Here is a 21,910-nt window from a genome sequence, read left to right on the forward strand (position 1 = left end):
GCAACATAACAATTAATTGTATTTTCTTCTAACAAACCAGCGATCATTGATCGTGGCACCCAATACAAATTTGAAGTACTGTTCTTTTACTAGAGTGCCTTCAGTTTCTCCTCTTTGACCATATTTGAAGGCCATGTTCACCGCGGAAACTCCTTTTACTGGTAACGACCAGCCAAAATTGATGCCAAAATTGTTAATGGTCTTTCCTGATATCACATATGGCTCTTGTTTAAAGTCCAATCCCAGTCGGTACTTTATCCGTTTGAAGTAGCTATTTACGTCATTGTATTTTGGTGTTATTTCAAACCCTAAACCTATGAACCAGGTACTTCGGTATTCCTCACTGTCCCTAGGTAAACTGGGATCGTCAAAGGTAAATCCAGCGTTTTGATTCCAGAATGATCTTTTCACATCTAGTCCTATGCTTAGCTTATTCAATTTTTGCCAAGAAAATCCAATTCCTAATTTTGTAGGAAGCTGGTAGTACCCAGTGGCCCTGTCAATTAATGTATCACCTTGTATAGAAACTCCTGAGCCTGACTCTACTTCAAGTCGTTCTGATCGCTTGCCATTGATATCTCCTCCAAGGTCGTATATAGCTCCAAAATTTAGCAGATCATTATCGGATATCTTTTTGCTATAGGATAATCCCAGACCGAAATCGAAACTGGAGTAGTTGGTTTTTTCATACACTCCGGTTGGAAATTGCTGTGTAATTCCCTCTCCCTCAATATAGGTGGTGTTTCTGGATTCGACCAATCCGAATAGGTATGACATTCGAAGCCCGACAGATAATTCTTTATTCAAGCGATATCCATTCGAAAAATATACTTGATTAATTCCTCCACTTCCTTCAAAATCTATCAATGCATCCACGTTGGTGCCATCGATATCCTCTCTTGCCGAAAAGTTGTAATTGACAGAACTATAAGGCATGAGTCCTATATTCGACGTCCATTTTCCGTTGATTATAGGGAAAGCAAAGGTCAAATACTTAAAGCCACCTGTTCCTACTTTAACGGAGTTGAAACTGTTGGAAACCGTCCTGTTTTCTGCTTCAATTCCTATTTCGAATACCGTAAGTGAATTGTAACCCAGCAAGGCCGGGTTTATATTATTTATGTGCCATACCGATGGAGTAGCAATCCCTACATTTCCCATTGCAGCATTATTTGAAAGACTCATATCATTCAAATCCCCGATTCCAATGGCTGAATACGGCGAGTAACTATGCTGTGCTAAAACAAATTTGCAGCTTAAAAAAGCTGCAACAATCATCATCCATTTAACTCTTCTCATTGTACTCCAATATCCTGTTCAATCCGATCAACACCAATTTAGGGGATGCAAAGATGGTTGCTTTTAATTTAGATTCAAAACTATTTGCTGCTCTGCCACACATAATGACTTCTAAATCAGGCCATTTGGACTGATAGCGACTAATTATCCCATCCATTTCCGCTGTAATGCCATTGAGGACTCCACTAATCATCGCTTCTTCCGTGGTTTGTCCAATCAAATCGACTGAATCATATTTTGAAATTAAAGGAAGCTTTTTGGTGTAATCATTCATGGACTTAAACCTTAGATCAATACCTGGAGAAATACTACCGCCATGGTACAGACTCTTATCGTCCAAGAAGTCGTAGGTTACGCAAGAGCCAATATCTATTACCAAATTGTTTTTTCCTTTGTTTATGCATTCAGCTCCAGCAAGTGCAGCAATTCTATCCACCCCAAGTGTGTTTTTTGTTTTATAATGATTCTCGAAGGGAATAGGTGTGCTGGCATGTAAAATAAATATTTTGTGAGCGGGCAGCTCTTTGGTCAGAATTTGTTCGTTGCCTGCTACTGAACATGCAATTATATGGTTCGGTTGTTTTTTCTTGATAAGATCGGTTACTTCACTCAAACTTTGAAATGTCCAATCCTCTGACAAGAGATTGTTTTGAAAAAGACCGACCTTGATAGAAGAGTTGCCGATATCAATGGCTATATTGATTGAGTCATTGTTCATATTTAATGCCAAGGTTTATTGTACTTTTTCTATACTGTGAAATTAATGGGAGAACTTATTACGTACAATAATTGTAAAATATTAATACCTCTCGTTTGGTTTTATGTGAACAGATAATATCTTTATTACATTGTTCGGAACCTGCTATGAGAAGATTTAAAAATTTACATCTTGAAACTAAAATGATCGGTTCAGATTTAATATAATTGCCCTCATTTATTCTTTAGCAGTATGTACAAATATTTGGTTCTTTTTATTTTGTTAAGTTTTACCCTTCAGGGGTATGCTGGCAATGTAAAGTCCAATGATTTGGAAGAAAATACAGTGGAGTTGGTAGCACCTGAAGGAACTTCTGTGGAAGTTGCTGGCGATGACGCACATCATCATGCTCCGTCTTGGAGTGTAATTCCCTTTGCACTTCTCTTGATCATGATCGCCACTGGTCCTTTGTTTTATGAGCATTTCTGGCACAAAAACTATCCGATTGTTGCCTGTGTGCTGGCGGCTCTTGTAGTCCTATATTACTTGTTTGGTTTGCACAATGTACATGCGCCCGTTCATGCTTTAGCTGAATATGTACAGTTTATAGCTCTGCTCAGCGGACTATTTATTGCCTCAGGAGGTATTATGATTGAGGTAGACAAGGAAGCCAAACCAATGACCAATGTTGTCATATTATTGATCGGGGCTTTAATCTCAAATATCATTGGTACCACAGGTGCTTCAATGCTGCTGATTCGTCCCTTTATCCGACTCAACAAAAATAGAATCAAACCCTACCATATCATCTTCTTCATTTTTATGGTAAGTAATATTGGTGGTTCACTTACTCCGATTGGTGATCCTCCACTGTTTCTTGGGTTTTTAAAAGGAGTGCCATTCTTTTGGACACTTGAGCACAATATCTTCCCTTGGATATTTGCTTGTTTGGCACTAGCGGTTGTGTTCTACTTTACGGACAAAAAGAACAAATCAGATTACAGTTTTGGCGAGAGCACACATAAGCCATCGAACACAGTTACTTTCGTAGGCACCAAAAATTTCTTGTGGTTAGCTGTGATAGTGGGTGCTGTATTCTTGGACCCTAACGTTTTAGACTGGGTGCCAGCTATTCACTATGATGGACAAAAATTCTCCTATATTAGAGAGATTATCATGCTTACCTCCGGTTTTCTTTCTTACAAATTTGCGGATAAAGAAGCCTTACAGTGGAATGAATTTAATTTTGAGCCGATTCGGGAAGTCGCCTTTATTTTCATTGGCATTTTTGGGACGATGATGCCTGCGCTTGAACTTGTTGGGAACTTTGCGCAATCTGATGCAGGGGCTGCGATGATCACGCACAACACTTTATATTGGGGAACCGGACTACTATCTGGATTTCTAGATAATGCGCCAACTTATATTAACTTCTTAACTGCAGCCTTGGCATCACAGGGAGGTTCTATTACCACAATGGCTGATGTAGTGGGATTTTCGAATGGTGAGTTTGTCAACTCAATTCTGTCCTTGAAAGCCATTTCCGTTGCGGCTGTATTTTTTGGGTCTATGACCTACATTGGGAACGGTCCGAACTTCATGGTGAAGTCTATCGCCGAGCAAGTTGGAATTAAGATGCCCTCATTCTTTGGTTACATCATCAGATTTTCAATTCCAATTCTACTCCCGCTATTTGTGATCGTTTGGTTGATTTTCTTTTATTGGGGACTCCTCTAAGTTAAAGAGCCAACATTTTTATAGCAGTAATAGCTGCCTCATCTCCTTTGTTTCCATGTTTACCACCAGCTCTATCGGTGGCTTGTTTTTGATTGTCTGGAGTCAATACACCAAATATTACTGGCTTATCATATTTAAGGGAAACATTCGTAATGCCATGGGCTACGGCATCACAGATAAAATCAAAATGTCTGGTTTCCCCCTGAATAACGCAGCCAAGACAGATGACAGCGTCTACATCATCTCTTTGTGCTAGTTTTTGTGCACCTAGGCTGAGTTCGAAACTTCCCGGCACATCAACTCTCACAATGTTATTAGGCTGAGCACCGTGCTGTTTTAGGGTTTCAATGGCGCCATTGTAGAGCGACTCTGTGACTTCCTCATTCCATTCTGATACAACTACTGCAAATGTTTTGTTTGATATGTCAATTACATTTTTTGAACTGTAGTCGCTAAGGTTTTTAAGGTTACTTGCCATGGGTCAATTTGTTGTTTTGAAATAAAAAAGGGAAAGGTAAAAACCCATCCCTTTCATTAATGTTTTTGTGAACTAGCTTAGTTGGCCAATCCTTCAAGTCTTGCCAATTGCTTTACAGACTCCTGGTATTCTACTACACCGTAAAAGTCATCTACAATAGTTTGATAGTTGTCTTTAGCAGAGTTTAAGTCGCCAGCCTGTTCGTTGGCAATAGCTGCTTTTATCAAATAAGTTGGGCTGAATTGCTTGTTTGCATTATAGTCAGCTGCCTTTTCATATTGAGCAGCCGCCTCTTCAAAATTTCCCAATTCCATTTGAGCATCGCCAATTAGCGAGTAGGCTCTAGCCTGAATAATATAATCTGAAGCGCTGAAATCACTTAAGTACCGCACCGCATTCTCGAAATCTCCAAGTTTAAGGTATGTAGCACCAGCATAATAATTTGCTAGATTAGCAGCATCAGACATGCCGTACTCACTGATGATTTCCAGGAAGCCGTAGTTATTACCATCTCCGTTCAATGCTTTTCCAAGGCTGTCTGCTTCAAAGTAGTATACCGCTTGAAACATATCTCTCTGAGCGTTATCATTTTGCCCCTGGATGTAGTAGTTAGCAAACATGTATCCAACGATAGCTACTACAATGATACCTGCGATAACAGAAACCAAGGTTTTATTCTTCTCGATAAATTGCTCCGTTCTTGAAAACTGCTCAGCAATTGCTTCCGGATTCTCAAACAAATCGTGGTCGTGATTCTCCGTACTTTTTCTCTTCTTTGTCATTCTATTTCAAAAATTCTGACCGCAAATGTAGCAATATTTTAAAATCATTACTTATTGCTACAAATTATATCCATGATTAGTCTTCCAAGAATGGATAAGACGGATCTGCATACACATCAGTATAGGCATTTTCCGGTGCTGGATAAGCTGATTCCTCAGCAAATTTTACGCAAAGGGCTACTTCTTCCTTTACTTTTTGGTCAATTGTTGTTAATTCGTTTTCTGATGCCAATTTTTTGCTGAGAATTTCCTTTCTCACCATTTCAACTGGATCTTTTGCTTTGTAAGACTCTACTTCTTCTTTGGTTCTGTATTTAGCAGGATCAGACATCGAGTGACCTTTATATCTATAGGTTCTCATTTCTAATAGCGTAGGGCCATCTCCTTTTCTTGCTCTATCTGCTGCTCTGGCTACTGCATGATGCACATCAATGACAGACATACCATCAACAGACTCAGAGGGCATTTCGTATGCGCTACCTAATTGATCCAAGCCAGTCACGTTAGACGTTCTTTGTACAGAAGTACCCATGGCATAGCCATTGTTTTCGATCACGAAAATCACAGGCAACTTCATAGTCATTGCCATGTTCAACGCTTCGTGAAAAGCACCTTGTCTTACGGCACCATCACCCATGTAGCACATACATAGCTTTCCGGTGTTGTTATATTTTTCTGCGAAAGCGATACCAGCACCTAATGGCACCTGGCCTCCTACAATCCCGTGTCCACCAAAAAAGCCATGCTCTTTGTCAAAGATGTGCATAGAGCCACCTTTGCCTTTTGATATACCAGTTTCCTTAGCAAAAAGCTCTGCCATTATTTTTTTAGGATCTGTACCTAATGCAATTGGGTGTGCGTGATCCCTATAAGCAGTGATATATTTATCTCCTTCTTCAAGCGCACTAACGGCTCCTGCCACACAGGCCTCTTGGCCAATGTACAAGTGACAAAATCCCTTAATCTTCTGCTGACCGTAAAGCTGTCCCGCCTTCTCTTCAAATTTTCTCATCATCAACATGGACTCATACCATGTCATATAAGTTTCTTTTGAGAATTCGTTTTTGGATGTTGCTTTTGATTTCTTTTTTTCTTTTACACTTGCCATTTCAAAAGTTATTTAAGCGGTTTGACTGAATTTTGACTGAATTAAGTACTTTGGGATTGTCGTTTCGCTCGTTTTTACGAACTGCGAAATTAGTTAAATTAGTAGTTACAGCAAAGCATTATGTTTCTTCAATCACTCTCCTTGCAATATTTTAAAAATTATGAAAAGGCAGAGGTTTCATTTTGCGATCATTTTAATTGTCTGGTGGGGATGAATGGAAGTGGTAAAACCAATGTGCTGGACGCCATTCATTATTTATCTACGACCAAAAGTGCCTTTCATTCCCTGGATTCTCAAAGCATTAACCATGAAGGTCAATATTTTGTAGTTAATGGTGAATTTAAATTGGGTGAGAAGTTTAATAAAGTGCATTGTAGCTTGAAAAAAAATAGCCGAAAGACTTTTAAGGTAGACGGGGCAGAATATGAAAAATTGAGTGAGCATGTCGGAAAATTCCCGTTGGTTTTAATCGCTCCCAACGATGATGAGCTTATTCGTGAAAGCAATGAAATCAGAAGACGGTTTTTCGATAGTATCATTTCTCAGTATGACGCGGAATATTTACATGCACTCATCAAATACAATCATTATCTCAAACAGCGGAATGCATTGCTGAAATCCATGAATGAAAGTGGTAAGGTGGATAAGGTAATGATCGAAACATACGACAAGCCGTTGATTGCTCTTGGTACTGACATCGCCAAAAAAAGGAAGGCTTTCATCAAGGAATTTCTTCCGCATTTACAATCCAATTACGACCGGATTTCAGAAAAAAAAGAGCGAGTAAATATTGACTATAATACGAAGGTACTCGAAAAGGATTTTGCACAACAATATGCGAAAGGTCTTCAAAAGGATGTGATCATGCAACGAACTAATTTGGGTATTCATAGAGATGAATATTTGTTCGAAATCGACAATTATCTAATCAAAAAATTTGGTTCTCAGGGTCAGCAAAAATCTCTACTTATTAGCTTGAAGTTGGCTCAATTTGAATTTGTAAAATCACATTTGGGAGTTACCCCGATTTTACTCTTGGACGACATTTTTGACAAATTGGATGACGGCCGTATTTCACAGCTCATGGAGATTATCGGGTCAGACTCTTTTGGACAGGTGTTTGTCACGGATGCACGAGAAGAGCGTACTCGAAGTTTGCTTCAAGGAAAATTCGAACCTATGAAAATTTTTAGAGTTGAAAAGAATGTGATTGAGGAGCTAGATTGATTTTTTGAACTTTAAATAAAACGTACTTCCCTCACCTACTTGGCTTTCTACGGAAAGCCCTCCCTCCAGTTTGGTCATAAACTCAGAGCAAAGAGATAGTCCAATGCCAGAACCTCGCTCAAGTTTTGTTCCGTCGGTATGTGCATGATTGAAGGCAAAAATTTTTTCCAATCGATCTTGTTCAATGCCTACTCCATGATCTCGAATAGCTAGTTCGTCCCACTGTTCATTAGAATGAAAGGAAATCTCTACTGCCGTATGTTCAGGGCTGAATTTAATGGCGTTCCCCAGGAGATTTCTAAGTACAATATCAAACATTTCTGGATCGGCAAAGATTTCATTGTTGTGTTCAACATGGTTGTCGATTCTAATATTTTTTTCTTCTGCCAGGCTCTCAAACCCTTTAACGCATTTACTAATTTCAGCGTGTAAGTTGATGGACTGCTTGTTGATTTGGAATCCATTCATCTGGTTTTTGGTCCAGAATAGAATTTTTTGCACATAGCCTATAGTGCCTGCAACCTGTTCGTGAATTTTATGCAGTAGCTTGGTTGAATCGGCTGGAGAAATGGCCTTTTCTTTGAACATGCTCAGTACGGAATTGATGCTGTTGAGCGGAGATTGAACGTCGTGGGATACAACAGAGAGCAATTTATTTTTTAAGGCATTGTATCTTTCAGATTCGATATTTTTTTGCTTCAAAAGGTAGCCGTTCGCAAAAGCTTTGCGGCTGCTCTTTTCAAGAATATACCCTGCCATGGCAGCTATCACCCAATTGATCATCACGTTTGGCAGTTGCCCGGCGTGATAAGCATTAGGGTACCACCAAAAGCAATAAAACACGTAAATGGCTAAATACAATAGTGCCAATATCAACGCATTTGTAAACCGTAATCCGCTAACCGTAAATACAATATAGATAAGGGTGAAAGCAACATTAGAAAAGAAGAGGTAGTACATGTCACCATAAATGTCCTGAGTGAGTACAATGAGATACATGGCGAGTAGGGCCAGGAACACAAAACTTTGATGATACTTGGGTCCTACTTTTCCCAGAAAGTTCGAAATTAAAATAACCGCCGAATAAAATATAAGCATCAAGGATCTGGTGAATACGGCGTAAAAAGGATCATCCATTCTAAAGAACTCAACGACAATGATGTAGAGATCAAGAGCCAACAAAAAAAGAAAAACCACCTTGAATGACTTGAGCGAGTTGGGAAAAGCCTTTAATCTATACTCTTCTTCCAGGTCGTCATCTAGAAAGTGTAAAGTGAATAGACTTTGCTTGAAATGAATGGGCTCCATAATATTTAGTCATCGATATTAATAGAGCTGGTTGTAATGGATAGGTCTATAGTAATATAAGGAATCTAGGTAACTTTTTAACTGCAGCTAGCTTCTTTTAATCAATTGAAGATTGATTGGTTGATCAGGACGGAGTGTTAGTAGCGGATTGAATCCAATTTTTTGAGGAGAGAGTGGTTTGAGTTCATAAGATTGTACGAATTGAACCAATAAAATGGTCATTTCGAATAATGCAAAATTGTTTCCAATGCAAAATCTAGGTCCTCCACCAAAGGGTAAATATTGAAACTTATGCTTGAAATTATAGTTTTCAAACCGATCTGGATTAAACGCCTCTGGGTTTTCCCAATAATCAGGATGGTGGTGAAGTTCGTATATGCTGTTCATCAGTTGATAACCTTCTTCAATTTCAAAACCACCCAATTCGTCCTGTGCCTTGGCTTTTCTTACGACGTTCCAAATTGGAGGAAATAATCTCATAGATTCTTTGATGACCTGGCCCGTGTATTTTAAGTTCGAAAAATTCATTAAATCCAGACTTTCAAATCCTTCTAAACTTTTAACCTCTTTAAAGAGTCGGTTTTGAGTTTCAGGGTGGTGGGCCAAAAGGTGTAAGGTCCATGTCATACCGAGAGAGGAGGTTTCATGCCCAGCGACTAAAAAGGTCAAAATTTCGTCTCGTATTTGGAAAAAGTCTTGTTCAGCGTCGAAATTTTTCAATAATACACTAAGTAAATCATCGATGTCTTTGCCACTAATTGACGAGCGTTCATTGATAGTCCTTTCGATCAATTCATTGGAGTCGCGCATCATGGCGTGGTAGCGTCGATGGTTCTTTGACGGAATCCAGAGCGGCCATTTGAAGGGATTGCGAATACGATTGACGATAAATTCCTGACCAAAGTTGACATGATCGGACATTTTGGTGAGTATCTCCTCATCTGAGGAATGTATAAGAGAATTCAATAAAATCGTTAGTGTCAGACCATTCATTTCGGTGTCCAACCTAAGCGCTTGCTTGTCATCCAAAGTGGATAAATACTGCATGCCTGTTTCCCAAACTGCAGGAAGCAGTTTTCTGAGCTCATTCTTGTGAAATGAGGGCTGAAGTATTTTCCTGTTTTTATGCCATTCGTCACCCTCAGCAGTAAGCAATCCATTGCCTAGCACTAAGGCTACTTGCTTATATCCATTACTCTTCGTGTAATTTTCGTGATTGGTGGCGAGGACATGTTGAGCCTGTTCTGGGTCAGATATCAAGGCAAATTTTCCAATGGGTAGATTTAAGTCTACAGGCGAACCATAAATAGAAGCCGCCTCTTTCATGTATTCAATAGGAGAAGCCTGAAACTTCTTGAGATTTTTAAACTTGCTGTTTTCTGGAAAGGCTTTAGGTGGTTTCAAAATTTGCTTTTAGAAGCGAAGATAGTTTATTCAGACAGATGAAAACAGTGTCTTATTAAGACATCAGTTTGCAATTTTGATTTTTGATTCTGGAAAAGGAGGATAAATACCTTAGGTTTATATTGAACCAATATATATGACCATGAAATGGATGGCTTCTCTTCTATTGACTACTATATGTTTTTCGGGCTATGGACAACAACAGCTGAGTGGGGTTTCGGATGGAATCAATAGAGTAAACAACGACTTACTAACCTCCTGGCTCAATGACATTCGGCCGAGCGGAGAGGACTTATCAAAAGTAGAAGGTTCTCCTTATTTTTTGGATGAATGGGTATATGGCAAAGTGGTTTCTGTCCGGGGAGAGCGATATGGAGATGTAAGATTGAAGCTGAATTTATATCAAAAGGAATTGATGGTCCAACCCTTGAATTCTAAAGATTCATTTTTGATGGATGATACCAAACTGCTTCAGTTTGCATTTGTTGGTCAAGACACTACTCATACTTTTATGAGGGTACAGAAACTAGAAGGACAGAAGCCAGAGCCTTATTTGGATTTTTACCAATTGTTGGTGTCGGGAAATATGAACCTATTGTATCAGCCAATTGTAGAAATTAGACAACCTCCGAAAACTACCATGGCTACAGCAGGGGGAAGAGGCGCTGGATTCTTCAGTCGAGAGGATAATTTTTATCTGTATAATGGCGTAAGTCTCGAAGAAATTAAAGGAGCAAGAAAACCATTACTCAAAGCCTTGGGCAGGCATCAAAAAGAGGTTGATAGATACATATCAGAAAATAATTTGAAACCCAGTAAGCCTAAAGATCTGATTAAAATTGTCAGCTTTTATAACCAATTGAATTAGGCGTTTTGCCTTTCAAGCTCCAAGAGTTTTTGTTTCCTCCAAACACCTCCCCCATACCCAGTCATTGATCCATCTGAGCCGATCACTCTGTGACAAGGAATGATAATAGCAATTCGGTTGTCACCGTTTGCAGTGGCTACTGCACGAATAGCTTTTAAATTATTTATAGCAAGCGCCTGTTCTTTGTAGCTACGCGTTTTTCCATATGGAATATCTTGCAGTACGCGCCATACTTTTTGTTGGAATTCGGTGCCTGGGGTCTCCAGAGGAACTGAGAATTTTTTAAGATTGCCTTCGAAATAGAGATTTAACTCTTTGGTCAATGGTTCAAAAAATGGGCTTTGCCCTGGTATCAACTCTGCTTTGAGGTATTTCCTAAGTCTTTCTACTTGCGTTTCGATCATGCGTCGGTCGGTAAACTCCAATAAGCAAATACCCTTGTCTGTGGCCCCTGCGATCATTGGTCCTAGGGGTGTTGGGATACGTGTTACAGATATCACATTTTTAAATTTACTTTCTTTAGGCGTAAAACCGGTTGAGTTTTTGAAGGTTTCTAGAAAGCCGCTCAAGGAATCGAATCCATTGCTATAAGCGGACTGAATGACCTGATCTCCTTGTCTAATTTGACCAAAAGCATTGTTAATTCTCAGCGAACGGAGATAGGCTTGAAAAGTCATCCCGTGGTTTTTCTTGAACCATCTTCTCACTCGAGTGGGATCAAGCCCTCGGTCTCTTAAGTTTTGATCGTTGATTTTGATGTTTGGCGTTTGTTCGATGTCCTCCAATAGTGGTTTTAACCAAATGGGAACTACCCCTTTCATTTCCATTGGGTGACACACTTTACAAGGTCGGTAGCCGTGATCCAATGCATCTTTAGAATTGCCAAAGTATTCTACATTTTCTGGTTTTGGTTTGCGAGCGTGGCAGGTCGGGCGACAGAATATACCGGTGGTTTTGATGGCCGCAAAAAACACACCCTCGAAAGAACTGTCTTTGCTTATCAGTGCATGGTACATAGTTTCAGTATCGGGCAAAAGAGAAAGTTGCATATTCATAAAATTAGCTATTTATCAGCTAAATTATGGTAGGTAGAACCCGCGTTCAACCGAAAAATGGACAAGCATTTTTCGAGCAGTAAAGACTCATAGGTGACTCAATTAGCGCGCACAATAAGTTGATTTTAAGCTAGGTTATCATAACTTTAGTTGGTTCTAGTTATTCGGAGCTATTCAACTGGCCCATTTTTCTTATATCAAGCTTAAATTCGATAAGTAAGGACTTGGAGTAAAAAAGCAATAGTCTCTTAGGCATTGTTTTATAATCTGGAGCATGGAAAAAGTTAAAAATCAAATTGTTGATTCTACACTATTGGCAGGCGTATGTGCAGGTACTGTGGCCTTTTTGATTGCCTACTATCCTTATAATATTCGGGAAGTATCACTACTATTCTTCAGTGATTTAATATTGCTTGCAAGCCTTATACTCATTTGCACTTTCCGTAAGCAGATAAAGATCAAGCATAAAGCTATTGTGGTTATTTTGATCTTATTGGTATTAGTTTTTAGCGATATGTATATGTGGGGGCTTTACTCTTTGAATAAAGTTATGATTGTTATTATACCTTTTTATACTTTATTCATTTTCAATTTTTGGAATGCCCTTGTAGTTTATGGCATTTCATTAATTGCTTTTCTGAGTATTGGATTTTTTAAAATTTTTAAAACTCAAGAGGTCCATTCGATTATAGAAAGAATGAATTCATTTGGTGTCTGGATTGAAGGTGCCATTTTGCTTTCGACAGTTGCGCTTATTATTTTAATTTTTACTAGAAACTATAATGGAGAGTTGTATAATTTAATTGGAAGTCTTGAAAAAAAGAATAATGAGCTGGAAGGAAACCAAATTGAATTAAAAACAAAAAATGAGAAGCTCAAATCAGCACTTAAGGAGGTGCAATTTAACAATGATAAGTTAACTGAATATACGTTTATCAATTCTCATGTGCTGCGAGCCCCTCTGGCTCGAATGTTAGGGTTGGCTCAAGTTGTGTCTAAAGATGTGAAGGCAGAAAAACATCAAAAGCTTGTACATGAACTCTTAGCCAGTGCTGAAGAGTTGGATGAGGTAGTTTCTAAAATAAATGACTCATTGGAAGAACAGCAAGGTTCTAAATAAAACAGTACAAAAAATTAGTTTCTAGAATTCTGTTCCATGCGTTTGACTGACTACCCAGTTTCCTAACCATTCATTATTGACGAGACGAACAGCCAAATTCGAAGACCATTTGGAGCCGAACATTTTTTGTATTTGCCTCCCAGTCCAAAGCCTTGAAGAAAAATTTTGGTGCCAATGCATTCTATAGTTTTCTTCTATTTGAAAGCGTTTGAAATTCCCGCCATTCCATTCTTCCAAAATTACATCTGACAGGAGTTTTGCTGAGCGAATCGCCATCGCCATGCCATTGCCGCAAAGTGGGGTGATCATACCTGCAGTGTCGCCACACATCAGGATATGATCATAAACGAGCTCCTTTTTTTCAAACGAAATCTCATTGATGACTTTAGGTTTTTCAAACACGAAATCGGCATTATCCCAAATACTTTTAAGGAATTGATTTTTATGAAGGACAGTAGTTTCCATCTCATCGATGGATTTGTTTTTTAGGTTATTTCGGTGTGATAAATAGCAGAGATTGAATGTATTATTTTCTACTTGACTAATGCCGCAGTATCCATTCTGAAAATTATGTAGAGCAATTTCTTCAGTCGGCAAGTCTATTTTAATGTGATACTTTACGCCTAGGTATGGTGATTTTTTATTCATGAATTTTCTGCTCTTGTCCAGCGCAGATCGCTTGCCGTAAGCACCAATTACTAGTTTACTCCTGTAGTCCTGCCTATTGGCAGAAATTTGAAACTCGTTGTCTACAAATTTGATGTCTTTAACTTTATGGTTTTGAAGAATGGTCGCTCCAGCGGCTTGTGCTTGTTGAAAGAGAAAATAATCAAAAGCAAATCGACTGACACCGAATCCACCCATTTCCAATGCCAGTTCTGCTTGTTTTCCATTAGTAGAGGTGAGCTTGAATTTGGAAATTTCTGTGGGGTTCAAGTCTGTTGGAAACAGGCCATTTCTTATCAAAAAGGGTTTTACTTCATTCGAAATATATTCACCACAGACCCGATGAAACGGGTAGCTGTTTTTCTCGAACAACGCTACTTCAAACCCTGATCGAGCTAGCAATATAGCATTGACAAGTCCAGCTAAGCCACCTCCAACGATAATGACATCGTACATGGATTAAATATCTTTAGAAATGACGAACTATTAGAGAGACTCCGCGTAAAATTGCAATTAAATCCCAAATGCGATGTCAGAAAATTTATTTCTCCCGGAAACAGAAAGCAGAGTTGAAAAATACGAAGCTTTAATTCCTCAAATCGAAGCTTTGATCTCTACTGAATCGGATCTGATAGCCAATTTGGCTAATGTGGCTGCGGCTTTGAAAGAAGGTATGAATTTTTTCTGGGTAGGATTTTATTTGGTTAAGGAAGATGAATTGGTGCTTGGGCCTTTTCAGGGTCCGATCGCCTGTACAAGGATTAAAAAAGGCAAAGGAGTTTGTGGTACAGCATGGGCAAAAAAAAGGACTGTAATAGTAGAGGATGTGGATCAGTTTCCTGGTCATATTGCCTGTAGCAGCGCTTCTAAATCAGAAATAGTATTGCCAGCGATCAAGGATGATGAAGTCAAGTTAATTTTGGATATTGATAGTGACGAATTGGCTGATTTTAATCAAGAAGATCAAATACATCTTGAGCGATTGATGAAAATCATCGAAGCTAAGCTCTAGGGTACTGGAAATACGATCTTCAATTGTTTTGAATTAAATTCAAGACATGAACCTACAAAAGACCTTTTCCAAATACTCCGATCTTTCCCTTCTTTTTGTCCGAATAGCCTTTGGTGTGCGTCTGATCTGGGGCACACAAGACAACATCCTAAGCTACGAACGAATGCAAGAGTTTGCGGGATTTTTAGAGGCTAATGGGTTTCCATTTCCTATGGTATCAGCGTTCGCGTCTGTTTACCTTCAGTTTGCTGCAGGGATTTGTTGGATTCTTGGTTTATGGGTACGAGAAGCCTCATTAGTCATGGTGGCCAATTTTGTCATAGCCATTCTTATGGTACATATTGGAGACACTTACATCAACACAGCTCCTGCCATTCACCTACTCACATTTGCTTTCTTCTTGCTTTGCAGTGGAGGAGGGAAGTATTCGATAAAACAGTAAGGCTTTATATTGTTTTGTTATGATTAACAAAATTTTATTCTAAATAGAAGGCAAATAATAAGAGGAGTAATATATAATTGCGGTTTATTATTATTGAAAAAAGTCTGGCCGTGCTCCTTAATGTTCAAATAGGTTCTTATTTGATCCAGGCGAGCTGATTTTAAAAAAGTTTAACTAACAACCCTATGAGAATATTACTACTGGCTATTTGCCTCCTTCCTTCATCATTTCTTCTTTCACAAAATCTACAACACTACCCTGCACCTTTGCCAGAGGACGGACATTCACTTATGCTGGAACCAGAGGCTATTTTGAATGATCCACTTTCAGTTGGATACCCAGCCTTCGCTCAGCACTCAAACCAACGTACAGCATATGTTGATCAATCTGCAACCAACGAAGGTGATCGATTGATTTTTGACAGCCTGATATGGGAGGTGTATGATGAAGAAAAGAATGCGTGGGAATTCTCTTCGATGTATTGGTACGAGAGGGATGAGCGAGGCAATCCTCTGTTATACATATATCAATTGTATGACTCTGAAAATCAGAAGTGGGTTCACGAGACCAAGAGAGAGAAGGTATTCAATGATGATGATCTTGAGACAAGTTTTATAGAGTACAGCTGGGATAAGGTATCAGAAGCTTGGGTTAATAGTTTAAAAACCATTCAGAGTTATGATGAAAATGGTAATAAAACTTTATATGATCGATACAATTGGAATATAGAGCAAGCTGAATGGGAGGGGCACTATAAGGATGTTTCTGAGTTTGATGAAGACGGAAATAGAACTTTATATGAACATTACAATAATTGGGATCAGGTGAATGGCTTGTGGATAGGTGATGAGAAATCACAAACCTGGTTTAACGATAAGAATGAAATTATTGAAAGAATTTACTCCGTATGGAATAGTGATGATGGGAATTGGGTCAATTCAAAAAAGAACGCATACACTTACAATGCCTCAGATCAGTTGGTTTTACACATTACTTATGAATGGGATGATTCAGGGGATGATTGGGTTAGCGCATATAAAGATGAGTATGAGTACAATGAGGATGCGTCTCTCAAATCAAGAACTCACTACTATAGCAATCCATTTATTTTAGAAAGTAAATTCGAATACACATATAATGATCAGTTTAATACAACTATAATAAGATATGATTATTCAGATCCCGATACACGGGAATATGAAACTAAAAATACGATCAAATACAACGACAATAATCAGGTTTTAGAATATTATCAGTATGAATGGGACGATATCTCAGAGGAAGGTTCTTGGAAATTGTCAAACTTTGGAATCAATGAATATGATGATAATGGTTTTAAAACTTTATCTGAAAGCTCATATTGGGATGATGAATTGAATATAGAAGTAAAAAGTCTGAAAACTGTTCATACCTATACGGAAGAGGGCAGAGTTTCTTATTATCGTCATTTCCAATGGAACAGTGATCATGCTACATGGGAAGGTATTAGAGGTTATAATTATACTTATGATGATCGCGGGTATACTATTGATGAAGAAAGATATAGAGGTTGGGATTTTGAAACCAATTCATGGGTAGGAGAGTACCGATACACTTATGAGGTCAATGATCATGCAAAGAGAAAATCTTCCAATTATTACAATTGGATAGATGGTGGATGGAAGCATACTTATCGGGCGACATATTATCATCATGTAGATTGCTCGAGTAGCAGCATACCTGTTCATAATTATTTGACCTTAGAGGACCAGACGGAGCTTTGTTCTGTGGAGAGTTTGGTAGCCCCAACAGCCATTGGTTGCGGGGGAGATCTGACAGCCACTACCGATGCTGAATTCCCAATCGAAACCGTAGGCACTCATGAGGTGACTTGGACCTACAACGATGGAAATGGTAACACTTCCACTCAGACTCAAAAAGTGATTATCGATCAGAGCTGTCAGCCGTTAAGTGTTGAGTTAAATAATTTGGTGGAAGTCTACCCTAACCCTTCATTGGGTCAGATCAATTTCAAGCAGAAAATTGATGAGGTAGAAATATTTAACCAAAATGGGCAGCTTGAAATGCAAATTCTTTCACCAGGTTCTTCCATTAATGTTTCAAAACTGAAAGCGGGCATTTATTACTTGACACTAAAGTATCAGATGAATACGGCAAGAGTAAAAATTATAAAAAACTAGTCAAACCACAATCAACAAAAAGCCCTCTCAACTTCGAAAGAATTGAGAGGGCTTGTTTTTTTAAGTCTTTTGAAAATCAGTAACTAAAACTATTCAGAAACTCGATCATCTCGGATTTGAAGTCAGGCAGGTCCTTCCCATAGTCTACATACTGCATGAGCTTCTGATCCATGTCTATCATTTGCTGCTGGAGCTCAGTGTTTTGATTGACAAATAGGAACTCTAATTCAGGCTTCAATTCCTTAAGCACATCTACAATATCAAGTACCGAAAGATTCCTTTCAGCTACATTGTATGCTCCTGCTGGCACTTCCTTTTTGATCACGTCTTCCAGAATATTAGCAATAGAATTCACGTGGATAAAAGCACGCTGCTGGTTTCCGTTTCCATTGATTTGCAAACGACCGTTAAAGTTACACTCAAATACAAACTTGTTGATTACCGCATCGAAACGCATGCTACGGCTATAGCCGTAGACATTACCACATCGTAGGACAATTGGATTTCTTTCTTTACTAAGTCTTTGTATATGCTCCTCTCCTCTTTGTTTGGAAATGGCGTAATACGAAGAAGGATTCAGACTGTGATCATCTTTGATGGGCTCGTCGTCAAAACCATAAACACCCATACTACTTAGATAAACAACTTTTTTGACATCACTTTCTTCGATGGCGTAGGTCAATTCAGCTGTTCCCCAGTTATTGATTTGCTCGTAGAAGTGCAGGTTCACATTGGCAAAAGGAGAAGTCACCTTAGCCGCCAAATGAATGACCACATCGATTCCCTCCATGGCTTTTTTCAAGCTTCTGGAATCGAGCAAATCACCTTTCACAAACTCTATGGCAAAAGGGTTGATAAACTTATCGCCCAAGAATAGGTTGTAGTTGCCACGCATCAAATTGTCATAAACTACAATCTTCTCAACCGCTTTATTGCTGCTAAGATTCTTGATCAATCGAGTGCCTATATATCCGGCGCCGCCGGTAATTAATACTTTCATTTCTTCTAAATCTAAATAGGTGGTTATTTACTGACTAGTTCGGTATGAAGCCCACATTCGGTCTTATTCATTCCATACCAACGGGCCTCTCTTTCCATCATTTCGAGACTTGGTTTTCGAGTACATGGTTCACAACCAATACTGCTATAACCCTGAGACTCTAATGGATGCTTAGGCAGCTTATACTCTCGGATATAATCAAAAATCATTTTGTTGGTCCATTCGAGCATAGGATGAAAACGAACAGAGTCAAATTTGGACTTCTCTTCTACTTTCATTTTTGCTCGATTGGCATTCTGATCTCTTCTGATCCCATTGATCCAAATGTCGTAATCAGAAAGCAATCTGTCCATGGGCTGCACTTTGTTGTAGTAGCAACATCTGTCTGGGTCAGAAGCAAAAAGCAATTTGCCTTCGCTGTCTTTTTGCAAACTTTTTGGCACGTCGGGTTTGATCTCGATCATATTAAGTCCGAACTCTTCGGCCAGCTGATCTTTGTAGGCCATGGTTTCAGGAAATAAGAAGCCAGTATTCAAACAATACACAGGAATAGATTTGTCGATGCGGCTCAACAAATGGAGCAACACGATACTGTGCGTTTGAAAGGAAGATGTGGTAAATAGTTTTTTACCTTCCTCCTGATACTTTATGATATGACTTTTTATTTCATCAAAATCCATCGAGACAGGTATTTAAATAAGTTGCGAAGATATATTAATTGCTCTAATTAGAACTTAAAAGGCTTTACTAAACCTCATAGTTTGGGATAAGGTTACAGTCTTTTCAGTTTTTGTGGGTAGAAGTTTCAATATTTTCAAAAGAACCATTTAAACAGAATGGCGTAACATTGCAATATGAGAGCAGCCGTTTATAGAGTAGAGCATTTCAATGCGGCACACCGCCTGCACAATCCTGAATGGAGCGATGAAAAAAACGAATCCGTTTTTGGCAAGTGCAACAACCCTAATTATCACGGGCATAATTATAACCTAGAAGTAGGCTTGTTTGGTGAGATCAATCCGGAGACCGGTTATGTGTATGACTTGAAGGTCTTGAGTGACTTGATTGAGGAAAAGGTGCTGGATCGGTTTGATCACAAAAACTTGAATTTGGATGTAATTGAATTCAAAAACCTGAACCCAACGGCAGAAAATATAGTTGTAGTAATCTACAATCTGCTGCGCAGCGAAATAGACGAAAAATACGATTTGAAAATAAAGCTATATGAAACAGAAAGAAACTATGTCGAATACCCCATCGGATGATGTGATCGATGACTTGGATCATGTAGCGACTTCATTTGACACCCCTCTACGAGCAGATGCTTTCGAGATGGATGATGAATTGAAGATTGAATTGATTGCTAAGCATTTCAAAGAAATCATGCAGGTGCTCGGCTTGGACCTGACAGACGATAGTCTCCAAGGCACACCCAATCGAGTGGCAAAAATGTACGTGAAAGAAGTGTTTAGTGGACTCAATCCGAAAAACAAACCTCACGCCAGGCTATTTGAAAATAAGTTTGGTTATGACCAAATGCTAGTAGAGAAAGAAATTACTTTCTATTCTCATTGTGAGCATCATTTTGTCCCTATCTATGGAAAGGCACACGTAGCATATATCTCTAGTGGAAAAGTAATTGGGCTTTCCAAGATTAACCGAATTGTACAGTACTACGCCAAGCGTCCGCAAGTACAAGAGCGCATGACGGTTCAAATTGCTAATGAATTACGACGCGTTTTGAAAACGGAAGATGTGGCTGTCGTGATTGATGCCAATCATATGTGTGTTTCTTCTCGAGGAGTGGGCGATACCAATAGCAAAACAGGAACAGCTCACTTCAGTGGAAAATTCACAAATGAAGACACCAAAAAGGAATTTCTGAACTATATCAATACGCCGGTATAAAAATGAAAACAAATGTTGATTCCATCAAATCCCTATTAATTAGAGATTTGACTAGTCTAGAAAAAGAAATTCAGTCTTACGAACATGAGCCTGATATCTGGAAACTGGATGGAGAAATTAAAAATACAGCAGGCAACTTAACCTTGCATATTTGCGGGAACCTTCAACATTTTGTAGGATCCATCATAGGGAAAGACGGCTATGTTCGTAAACGCGAGGATGAGTTTGACAAGAAGGAGGTGCCAGCCGCTGATTTGCTCGCTGAAATTGACCGTACAAAAAGTGCCGTAACGTCAGCACTTGATCAGTTTTCGGATCAAGACTTGGAAAGTACCTATCCCATGGAAGTATTTGGCAAACCGATGACTTTTTCTTATTTTCTGATTCATTTAACTGGTCATCTGATGTACCACCTCGGTCAGATCAACTACCATAGACGTCTATTGGCGTCTTAACGCCGATACACTATGTACAAAGTCACCAAACCTACACTACTTCTTGACAAAAAAAAGGCCATTAAAAACATCAAAAGAATGGCTGAGAAGGCGAAAGCCTCTATGGTAAATTACCGTCCACATTTCAAAACTCATTTTTCCAAGGAGATAGGAGAATGGTATCGTGACTTAGGGGTAAAAAGTATTACAGTGTCTTCTATTGACATGGCGGTATTTTTTGCCGGTCATGGTTGGGATGATATCACCATCGCCTTTCCAGTGAACATTCTGCAGATGGATGTGCTTAAGCATCTGGCCAAAGCTGTAAAGCTTGGATTAGTGGTGGAATCTAAATCGGCAATAGAAGCGATCAATAGTGAAATTGAGAGCGCTGTCGACATTTACATCAAAGTGGATACGGGATATCACCGTGTGGGCATTTGGCATGAGAACGTAGAAGAGATCAAACGACTGGGAGAAGCTATTGCTGAACCTCACCAGTTCAAAGGCTTATTGGCGCATTTTGGTCATACCTATGCAGAGACCAAGAAAGAAAAAATTCAATCGATCTATAAAGGTGGAGTAGCATCACTTAACAGTTTGAGAGACCAAATAGATAAGAACCTAAAGATCTCCATAGGCGATACTCCGTCGTGTAGTATAGTAGACAAGTTTGAAAACATAGATGAAACTCGGCCTGGTAATTTGATATTTTATGATGTGATGCAAGCAAATATTGGCTCTTGCACCTATAAAGAGATAGCCGTTTGTTTGGCGGCGCCTGTGGTAGCTGTATACCCCGAGCGATCGGAAGTGGTAGTGCATGGAGGCGCTGTTCATCTGAGCAAAGACAAGCTCGAAGACGAAGAAGGTACCTACTTTGGAAAAGTGGTCGCTTTGGAGGAAAAAGGCTGGTCAACTCCTATCAAAGGCTGTAGAGTAAAAAGTCTTTCGCAAGAACATGGAAAAATCTCTGTTCCTAAAGATCAAATTGAAAAAATTAAAATCGGAGACGTATTAGGCATTCTGCCAGTCCACTCTTGCCTTGTGGCAAATCTGATGAAAGAATATATGACGCTGAGAGGCGAGAAAATTGGAACGATGTTCGGATAATAACTTATTTATTTGGCAAAAAATTTTGAGAAGGAAAAGTAATTGCTAATTTGCGCAACTGTTAAATAACAC

General features: G+C 39.0%; 22 protein-coding genes. 11 read left to right on the forward strand and 11 right to left on the reverse strand.

Annotated elements, in window-relative coordinates:
• Positions 1-12: 12 nt before the first annotated feature.
• Positions 13-1,299: a hypothetical protein gene (locus R8N23_RS01655; RefSeq protein WP_318169824.1), complete on the reverse strand. Its 1,287-nt coding sequence runs from the start codon at positions 1,297-1,299 to the stop codon at positions 13-15.
• On the reverse strand, positions 1,286-2,017 hold the full coding sequence (locus R8N23_RS01660; RefSeq protein WP_318169825.1) for a type III pantothenate kinase: 732 nt from the start codon (positions 2,015-2,017) through the stop codon (positions 1,286-1,288). The genes R8N23_RS01655 and R8N23_RS01660 overlap by 14 nt, the downstream gene beginning before the upstream one ends.
• Before the next feature lie 231 nt (positions 2,018-2,248).
• On the opposite strand from R8N23_RS01660, the gene R8N23_RS01665 reads away from it, so the two are divergent.
• A complete protein-coding gene (locus R8N23_RS01665; RefSeq protein ID WP_318169826.1) occupies positions 2,249-3,733 on the forward strand; it encodes a sodium:proton antiporter in 1,485 nt (494 codons plus the stop codon).
• Position 3,734: 1 nt separating this feature from the next.
• On the opposite strand, the gene ribH is transcribed toward R8N23_RS01665, so the two are convergent.
• From ribH to pdhA, 3 genes are all read right to left on the reverse strand, one after another.
• A complete protein-coding gene (ribH, locus tag R8N23_RS01670; RefSeq protein WP_318169827.1) occupies positions 3,735-4,211 on the reverse strand; it encodes a 6,7-dimethyl-8-ribityllumazine synthase in 477 nt (158 codons plus the stop codon).
• A gap of 77 nt (positions 4,212-4,288) precedes the next feature.
• Positions 4,289-4,993, reverse strand: a complete 705-nt coding sequence (locus R8N23_RS01675; RefSeq protein ID WP_318169828.1) for a tetratricopeptide repeat protein — start codon at positions 4,991-4,993, stop codon at positions 4,289-4,291.
• A 76-nt stretch (positions 4,994-5,069) separates the two neighbouring features.
• Positions 5,070-6,101: a pyruvate dehydrogenase (acetyl-transferring) E1 component subunit alpha gene (pdhA, locus tag R8N23_RS01680; RefSeq protein WP_318169829.1), complete on the reverse strand. Its 1,032-nt coding sequence runs from the start codon at positions 6,099-6,101 to the stop codon at positions 5,070-5,072.
• A 120-nt stretch (positions 6,102-6,221) separates the two neighbouring features.
• Here pdhA and recF point away from each other — a divergent pair, with 120 nt between their 5' ends.
• Positions 6,222-7,328: a DNA replication/repair protein RecF gene (gene recF / locus R8N23_RS01685; RefSeq protein ID WP_318169830.1), complete on the forward strand. Its 1,107-nt coding sequence runs from the start codon at positions 6,222-6,224 to the stop codon at positions 7,326-7,328.
• On the opposite strand, the gene R8N23_RS01690 is transcribed toward recF, so the two are convergent.
• On the reverse strand, positions 7,320-8,636 hold the full coding sequence (locus R8N23_RS01690; protein ID WP_318169831.1) for a HAMP domain-containing sensor histidine kinase: 1,317 nt from the start codon (positions 8,634-8,636) through the stop codon (positions 7,320-7,322). The genes recF and R8N23_RS01690 overlap by 9 nt on opposite strands.
• An 87-nt stretch (positions 8,637-8,723) precedes the next feature.
• Positions 8,724-10,040 carry a cytochrome P450 gene (locus tag R8N23_RS01695; protein WP_318169832.1) on the reverse strand — a complete coding sequence of 439 codons (1,317 nt, stop codon included), beginning with the start codon at positions 10,038-10,040 and terminating at the stop codon, positions 8,724-8,726.
• 136 nt (positions 10,041-10,176) lie between these two features.
• Between R8N23_RS01695 and R8N23_RS01700 the strand changes: the two genes are divergently transcribed.
• Positions 10,177-10,908, forward strand: coding sequence for a hypothetical protein (locus R8N23_RS01700; RefSeq protein WP_318169833.1), 732 nt, complete (start codon positions 10,177-10,179; stop codon positions 10,906-10,908).
• Here the strand turns inward: R8N23_RS01700 and R8N23_RS01705 are convergent.
• Positions 10,905-11,963, reverse strand: coding sequence for a methylated-DNA--[protein]-cysteine S-methyltransferase (locus R8N23_RS01705; protein ID WP_318169834.1), 1,059 nt, complete (start codon positions 11,961-11,963; stop codon positions 10,905-10,907). The two genes, R8N23_RS01700 and R8N23_RS01705, sit on opposite strands and share 4 nt — an antisense overlap.
• A 274-nt stretch (positions 11,964-12,237) precedes the next feature.
• Between R8N23_RS01705 and R8N23_RS01710 the strand changes: the two genes are divergently transcribed.
• Positions 12,238-13,083, forward strand: coding sequence for a hypothetical protein (locus tag R8N23_RS01710; RefSeq protein ID WP_318169835.1), 846 nt, complete (start codon positions 12,238-12,240; stop codon positions 13,081-13,083).
• A 21-nt stretch (positions 13,084-13,104) separates the two neighbouring features.
• Here R8N23_RS01710 and R8N23_RS01715 read toward each other — a convergent pair whose 3' ends face one another.
• Positions 13,105-14,205, reverse strand: a complete 1,101-nt coding sequence (locus tag R8N23_RS01715; protein WP_318169836.1) for an NAD(P)/FAD-dependent oxidoreductase — start codon at positions 14,203-14,205, stop codon at positions 13,105-13,107.
• A 73-nt stretch (positions 14,206-14,278) separates the two neighbouring features.
• Between R8N23_RS01715 and R8N23_RS01720 the strand changes: the two genes are divergently transcribed.
• From R8N23_RS01720 to R8N23_RS01730, 3 genes are all read left to right on the forward strand, one after another.
• Positions 14,279-14,761 carry a GAF domain-containing protein gene (locus R8N23_RS01720; protein WP_318169837.1) on the forward strand — a complete coding sequence of 161 codons (483 nt, stop codon included), beginning with the start codon at positions 14,279-14,281 and terminating at the stop codon, positions 14,759-14,761.
• A gap of 46 nt (positions 14,762-14,807) precedes the next feature.
• Positions 14,808-15,203, forward strand: a complete 396-nt coding sequence (locus R8N23_RS01725) for a DoxX family protein (RefSeq protein ID WP_318169838.1) — start codon at positions 14,808-14,810, stop codon at positions 15,201-15,203.
• A 185-nt stretch (positions 15,204-15,388) separates the two neighbouring features.
• Complete coding sequence (locus R8N23_RS01730) at positions 15,389-17,383, forward strand: T9SS type A sorting domain-containing protein (protein ID WP_318169839.1); 1,995 nt, start codon at positions 15,389-15,391, stop codon at positions 17,381-17,383.
• A gap of 76 nt (positions 17,384-17,459) precedes the next feature.
• On the opposite strand, the gene R8N23_RS01735 is transcribed toward R8N23_RS01730, so the two are convergent.
• Positions 17,460-18,383, reverse strand: coding sequence for an NAD-dependent epimerase/dehydratase (locus R8N23_RS01735; protein ID WP_318169840.1), 924 nt, complete (start codon positions 18,381-18,383; stop codon positions 17,460-17,462).
• Positions 18,384-18,406: 23 nt separating this feature from the next.
• Positions 18,407-19,063: a phosphoadenylyl-sulfate reductase gene (locus tag R8N23_RS01740; RefSeq protein ID WP_318169841.1), complete on the reverse strand. Its 657-nt coding sequence runs from the start codon at positions 19,061-19,063 to the stop codon at positions 18,407-18,409.
• 174 nt (positions 19,064-19,237) lie between these two features.
• Here R8N23_RS01740 and R8N23_RS01745 point away from each other — a divergent pair, with 174 nt between their 5' ends.
• The 4 genes from R8N23_RS01745 to R8N23_RS01760 are packed head-to-tail and all read left to right on the forward strand — an operon-like array spanning position 19,238 to position 21,838.
• Positions 19,238-19,648, forward strand: a complete 411-nt coding sequence (locus R8N23_RS01745) for a 6-pyruvoyl trahydropterin synthase family protein (protein WP_318169842.1) — start codon at positions 19,238-19,240, stop codon at positions 19,646-19,648.
• The gene (gene folE / locus R8N23_RS01750; protein ID WP_318169843.1) at positions 19,608-20,291 is read left to right on the forward strand and encodes a GTP cyclohydrolase I FolE; all 684 of its coding nucleotides are present in this window, start codon (positions 19,608-19,610) and stop codon (positions 20,289-20,291) included. The genes R8N23_RS01745 and folE overlap by 41 nt, the downstream gene beginning before the upstream one ends.
• 2 nt (positions 20,292-20,293) lie before the next feature.
• A complete protein-coding gene (locus tag R8N23_RS01755) occupies positions 20,294-20,746 on the forward strand; it encodes a DinB family protein (protein ID WP_318169844.1) in 453 nt (150 codons plus the stop codon).
• A gap of 12 nt (positions 20,747-20,758) precedes the next feature.
• On the forward strand, positions 20,759-21,838 hold the full coding sequence (locus R8N23_RS01760; RefSeq protein WP_318169845.1) for an alanine racemase: 1,080 nt from the start codon (positions 20,759-20,761) through the stop codon (positions 21,836-21,838).
• Positions 21,839-21,910 lie beyond the last annotated feature (72 nt).

The sequence above is a fragment of the Reichenbachiella sp. genome (genome assembly GCF_033344935.1).
Taxonomy (GTDB): Bacteria; Bacteroidota; Bacteroidia; order Cytophagales; family Cyclobacteriaceae; genus Reichenbachiella.

Coding starts and splice junctions, on each gene's coding strand:
- R8N23_RS01655 (WP_318169824.1), bottom strand. CDS start 1,299: ATGAGAAGAGTTAAATGGATGATGATTGTTGCAGCTTTTTTAAGCTGC.
- R8N23_RS01660 (WP_318169825.1), bottom strand. CDS start 2,017: ATGAACAATGACTCAATCAATATAGCCATTGATATCGGCAACTCTTCT.
- R8N23_RS01665 (WP_318169826.1), top strand. CDS start 2,249: ATGTACAAATATTTGGTTCTTTTTATTTTGTTAAGTTTTACCCTTCAG.
- ribH (WP_318169827.1), bottom strand. CDS start 4,211: ATGGCAAGTAACCTTAAAAACCTTAGCGACTACAGTTCAAAAAATGTA.
- R8N23_RS01675 (WP_318169828.1), bottom strand. CDS start 4,993: ATGACAAAGAAGAGAAAAAGTACGGAGAATCACGACCACGATTTGTTT.
- pdhA (WP_318169829.1), bottom strand. CDS start 6,101: ATGGCAAGTGTAAAAGAAAAAAAGAAATCAAAAGCAACATCCAAAAAC.
- recF (WP_318169830.1), top strand. CDS start 6,222: ATGTTTCTTCAATCACTCTCCTTGCAATATTTTAAAAATTATGAAAAG.
- R8N23_RS01690 (WP_318169831.1), bottom strand. CDS start 8,636: ATGGAGCCCATTCATTTCAAGCAAAGTCTATTCACTTTACACTTTCTA.
- R8N23_RS01700 (WP_318169833.1), top strand. CDS start 10,177: ATGACCATGAAATGGATGGCTTCTCTTCTATTGACTACTATATGTTTT.
- R8N23_RS01705 (WP_318169834.1), bottom strand. CDS start 11,963: ATGAATATGCAACTTTCTCTTTTGCCCGATACTGAAACTATGTACCAT.
- R8N23_RS01710 (WP_318169835.1), top strand. CDS start 12,238: ATGGAAAAAGTTAAAAATCAAATTGTTGATTCTACACTATTGGCAGGC.
- R8N23_RS01715 (WP_318169836.1), bottom strand. CDS start 14,205: ATGTACGATGTCATTATCGTTGGAGGTGGCTTAGCTGGACTTGTCAAT.
- R8N23_RS01720 (WP_318169837.1), top strand. CDS start 14,279: ATGTCAGAAAATTTATTTCTCCCGGAAACAGAAAGCAGAGTTGAAAAA.
- R8N23_RS01725 (WP_318169838.1), top strand. CDS start 14,808: ATGAACCTACAAAAGACCTTTTCCAAATACTCCGATCTTTCCCTTCTT.
- R8N23_RS01730 (WP_318169839.1), top strand. CDS start 15,389: ATGAGAATATTACTACTGGCTATTTGCCTCCTTCCTTCATCATTTCTT.
- R8N23_RS01735 (WP_318169840.1), bottom strand. CDS start 18,383: ATGAAAGTATTAATTACCGGCGGCGCCGGATATATAGGCACTCGATTG.
- R8N23_RS01740 (WP_318169841.1), bottom strand. CDS start 19,063: ATGGATTTTGATGAAATAAAAAGTCATATCATAAAGTATCAGGAGGAA.
- R8N23_RS01745 (WP_318169842.1), top strand. CDS start 19,238: ATGAGAGCAGCCGTTTATAGAGTAGAGCATTTCAATGCGGCACACCGC.
- folE (WP_318169843.1), top strand. CDS start 19,608: ATGAAACAGAAAGAAACTATGTCGAATACCCCATCGGATGATGTGATC.
- R8N23_RS01755 (WP_318169844.1), top strand. CDS start 20,294: ATGAAAACAAATGTTGATTCCATCAAATCCCTATTAATTAGAGATTTG.
- R8N23_RS01760 (WP_318169845.1), top strand. CDS start 20,759: ATGTACAAAGTCACCAAACCTACACTACTTCTTGACAAAAAAAAGGCC.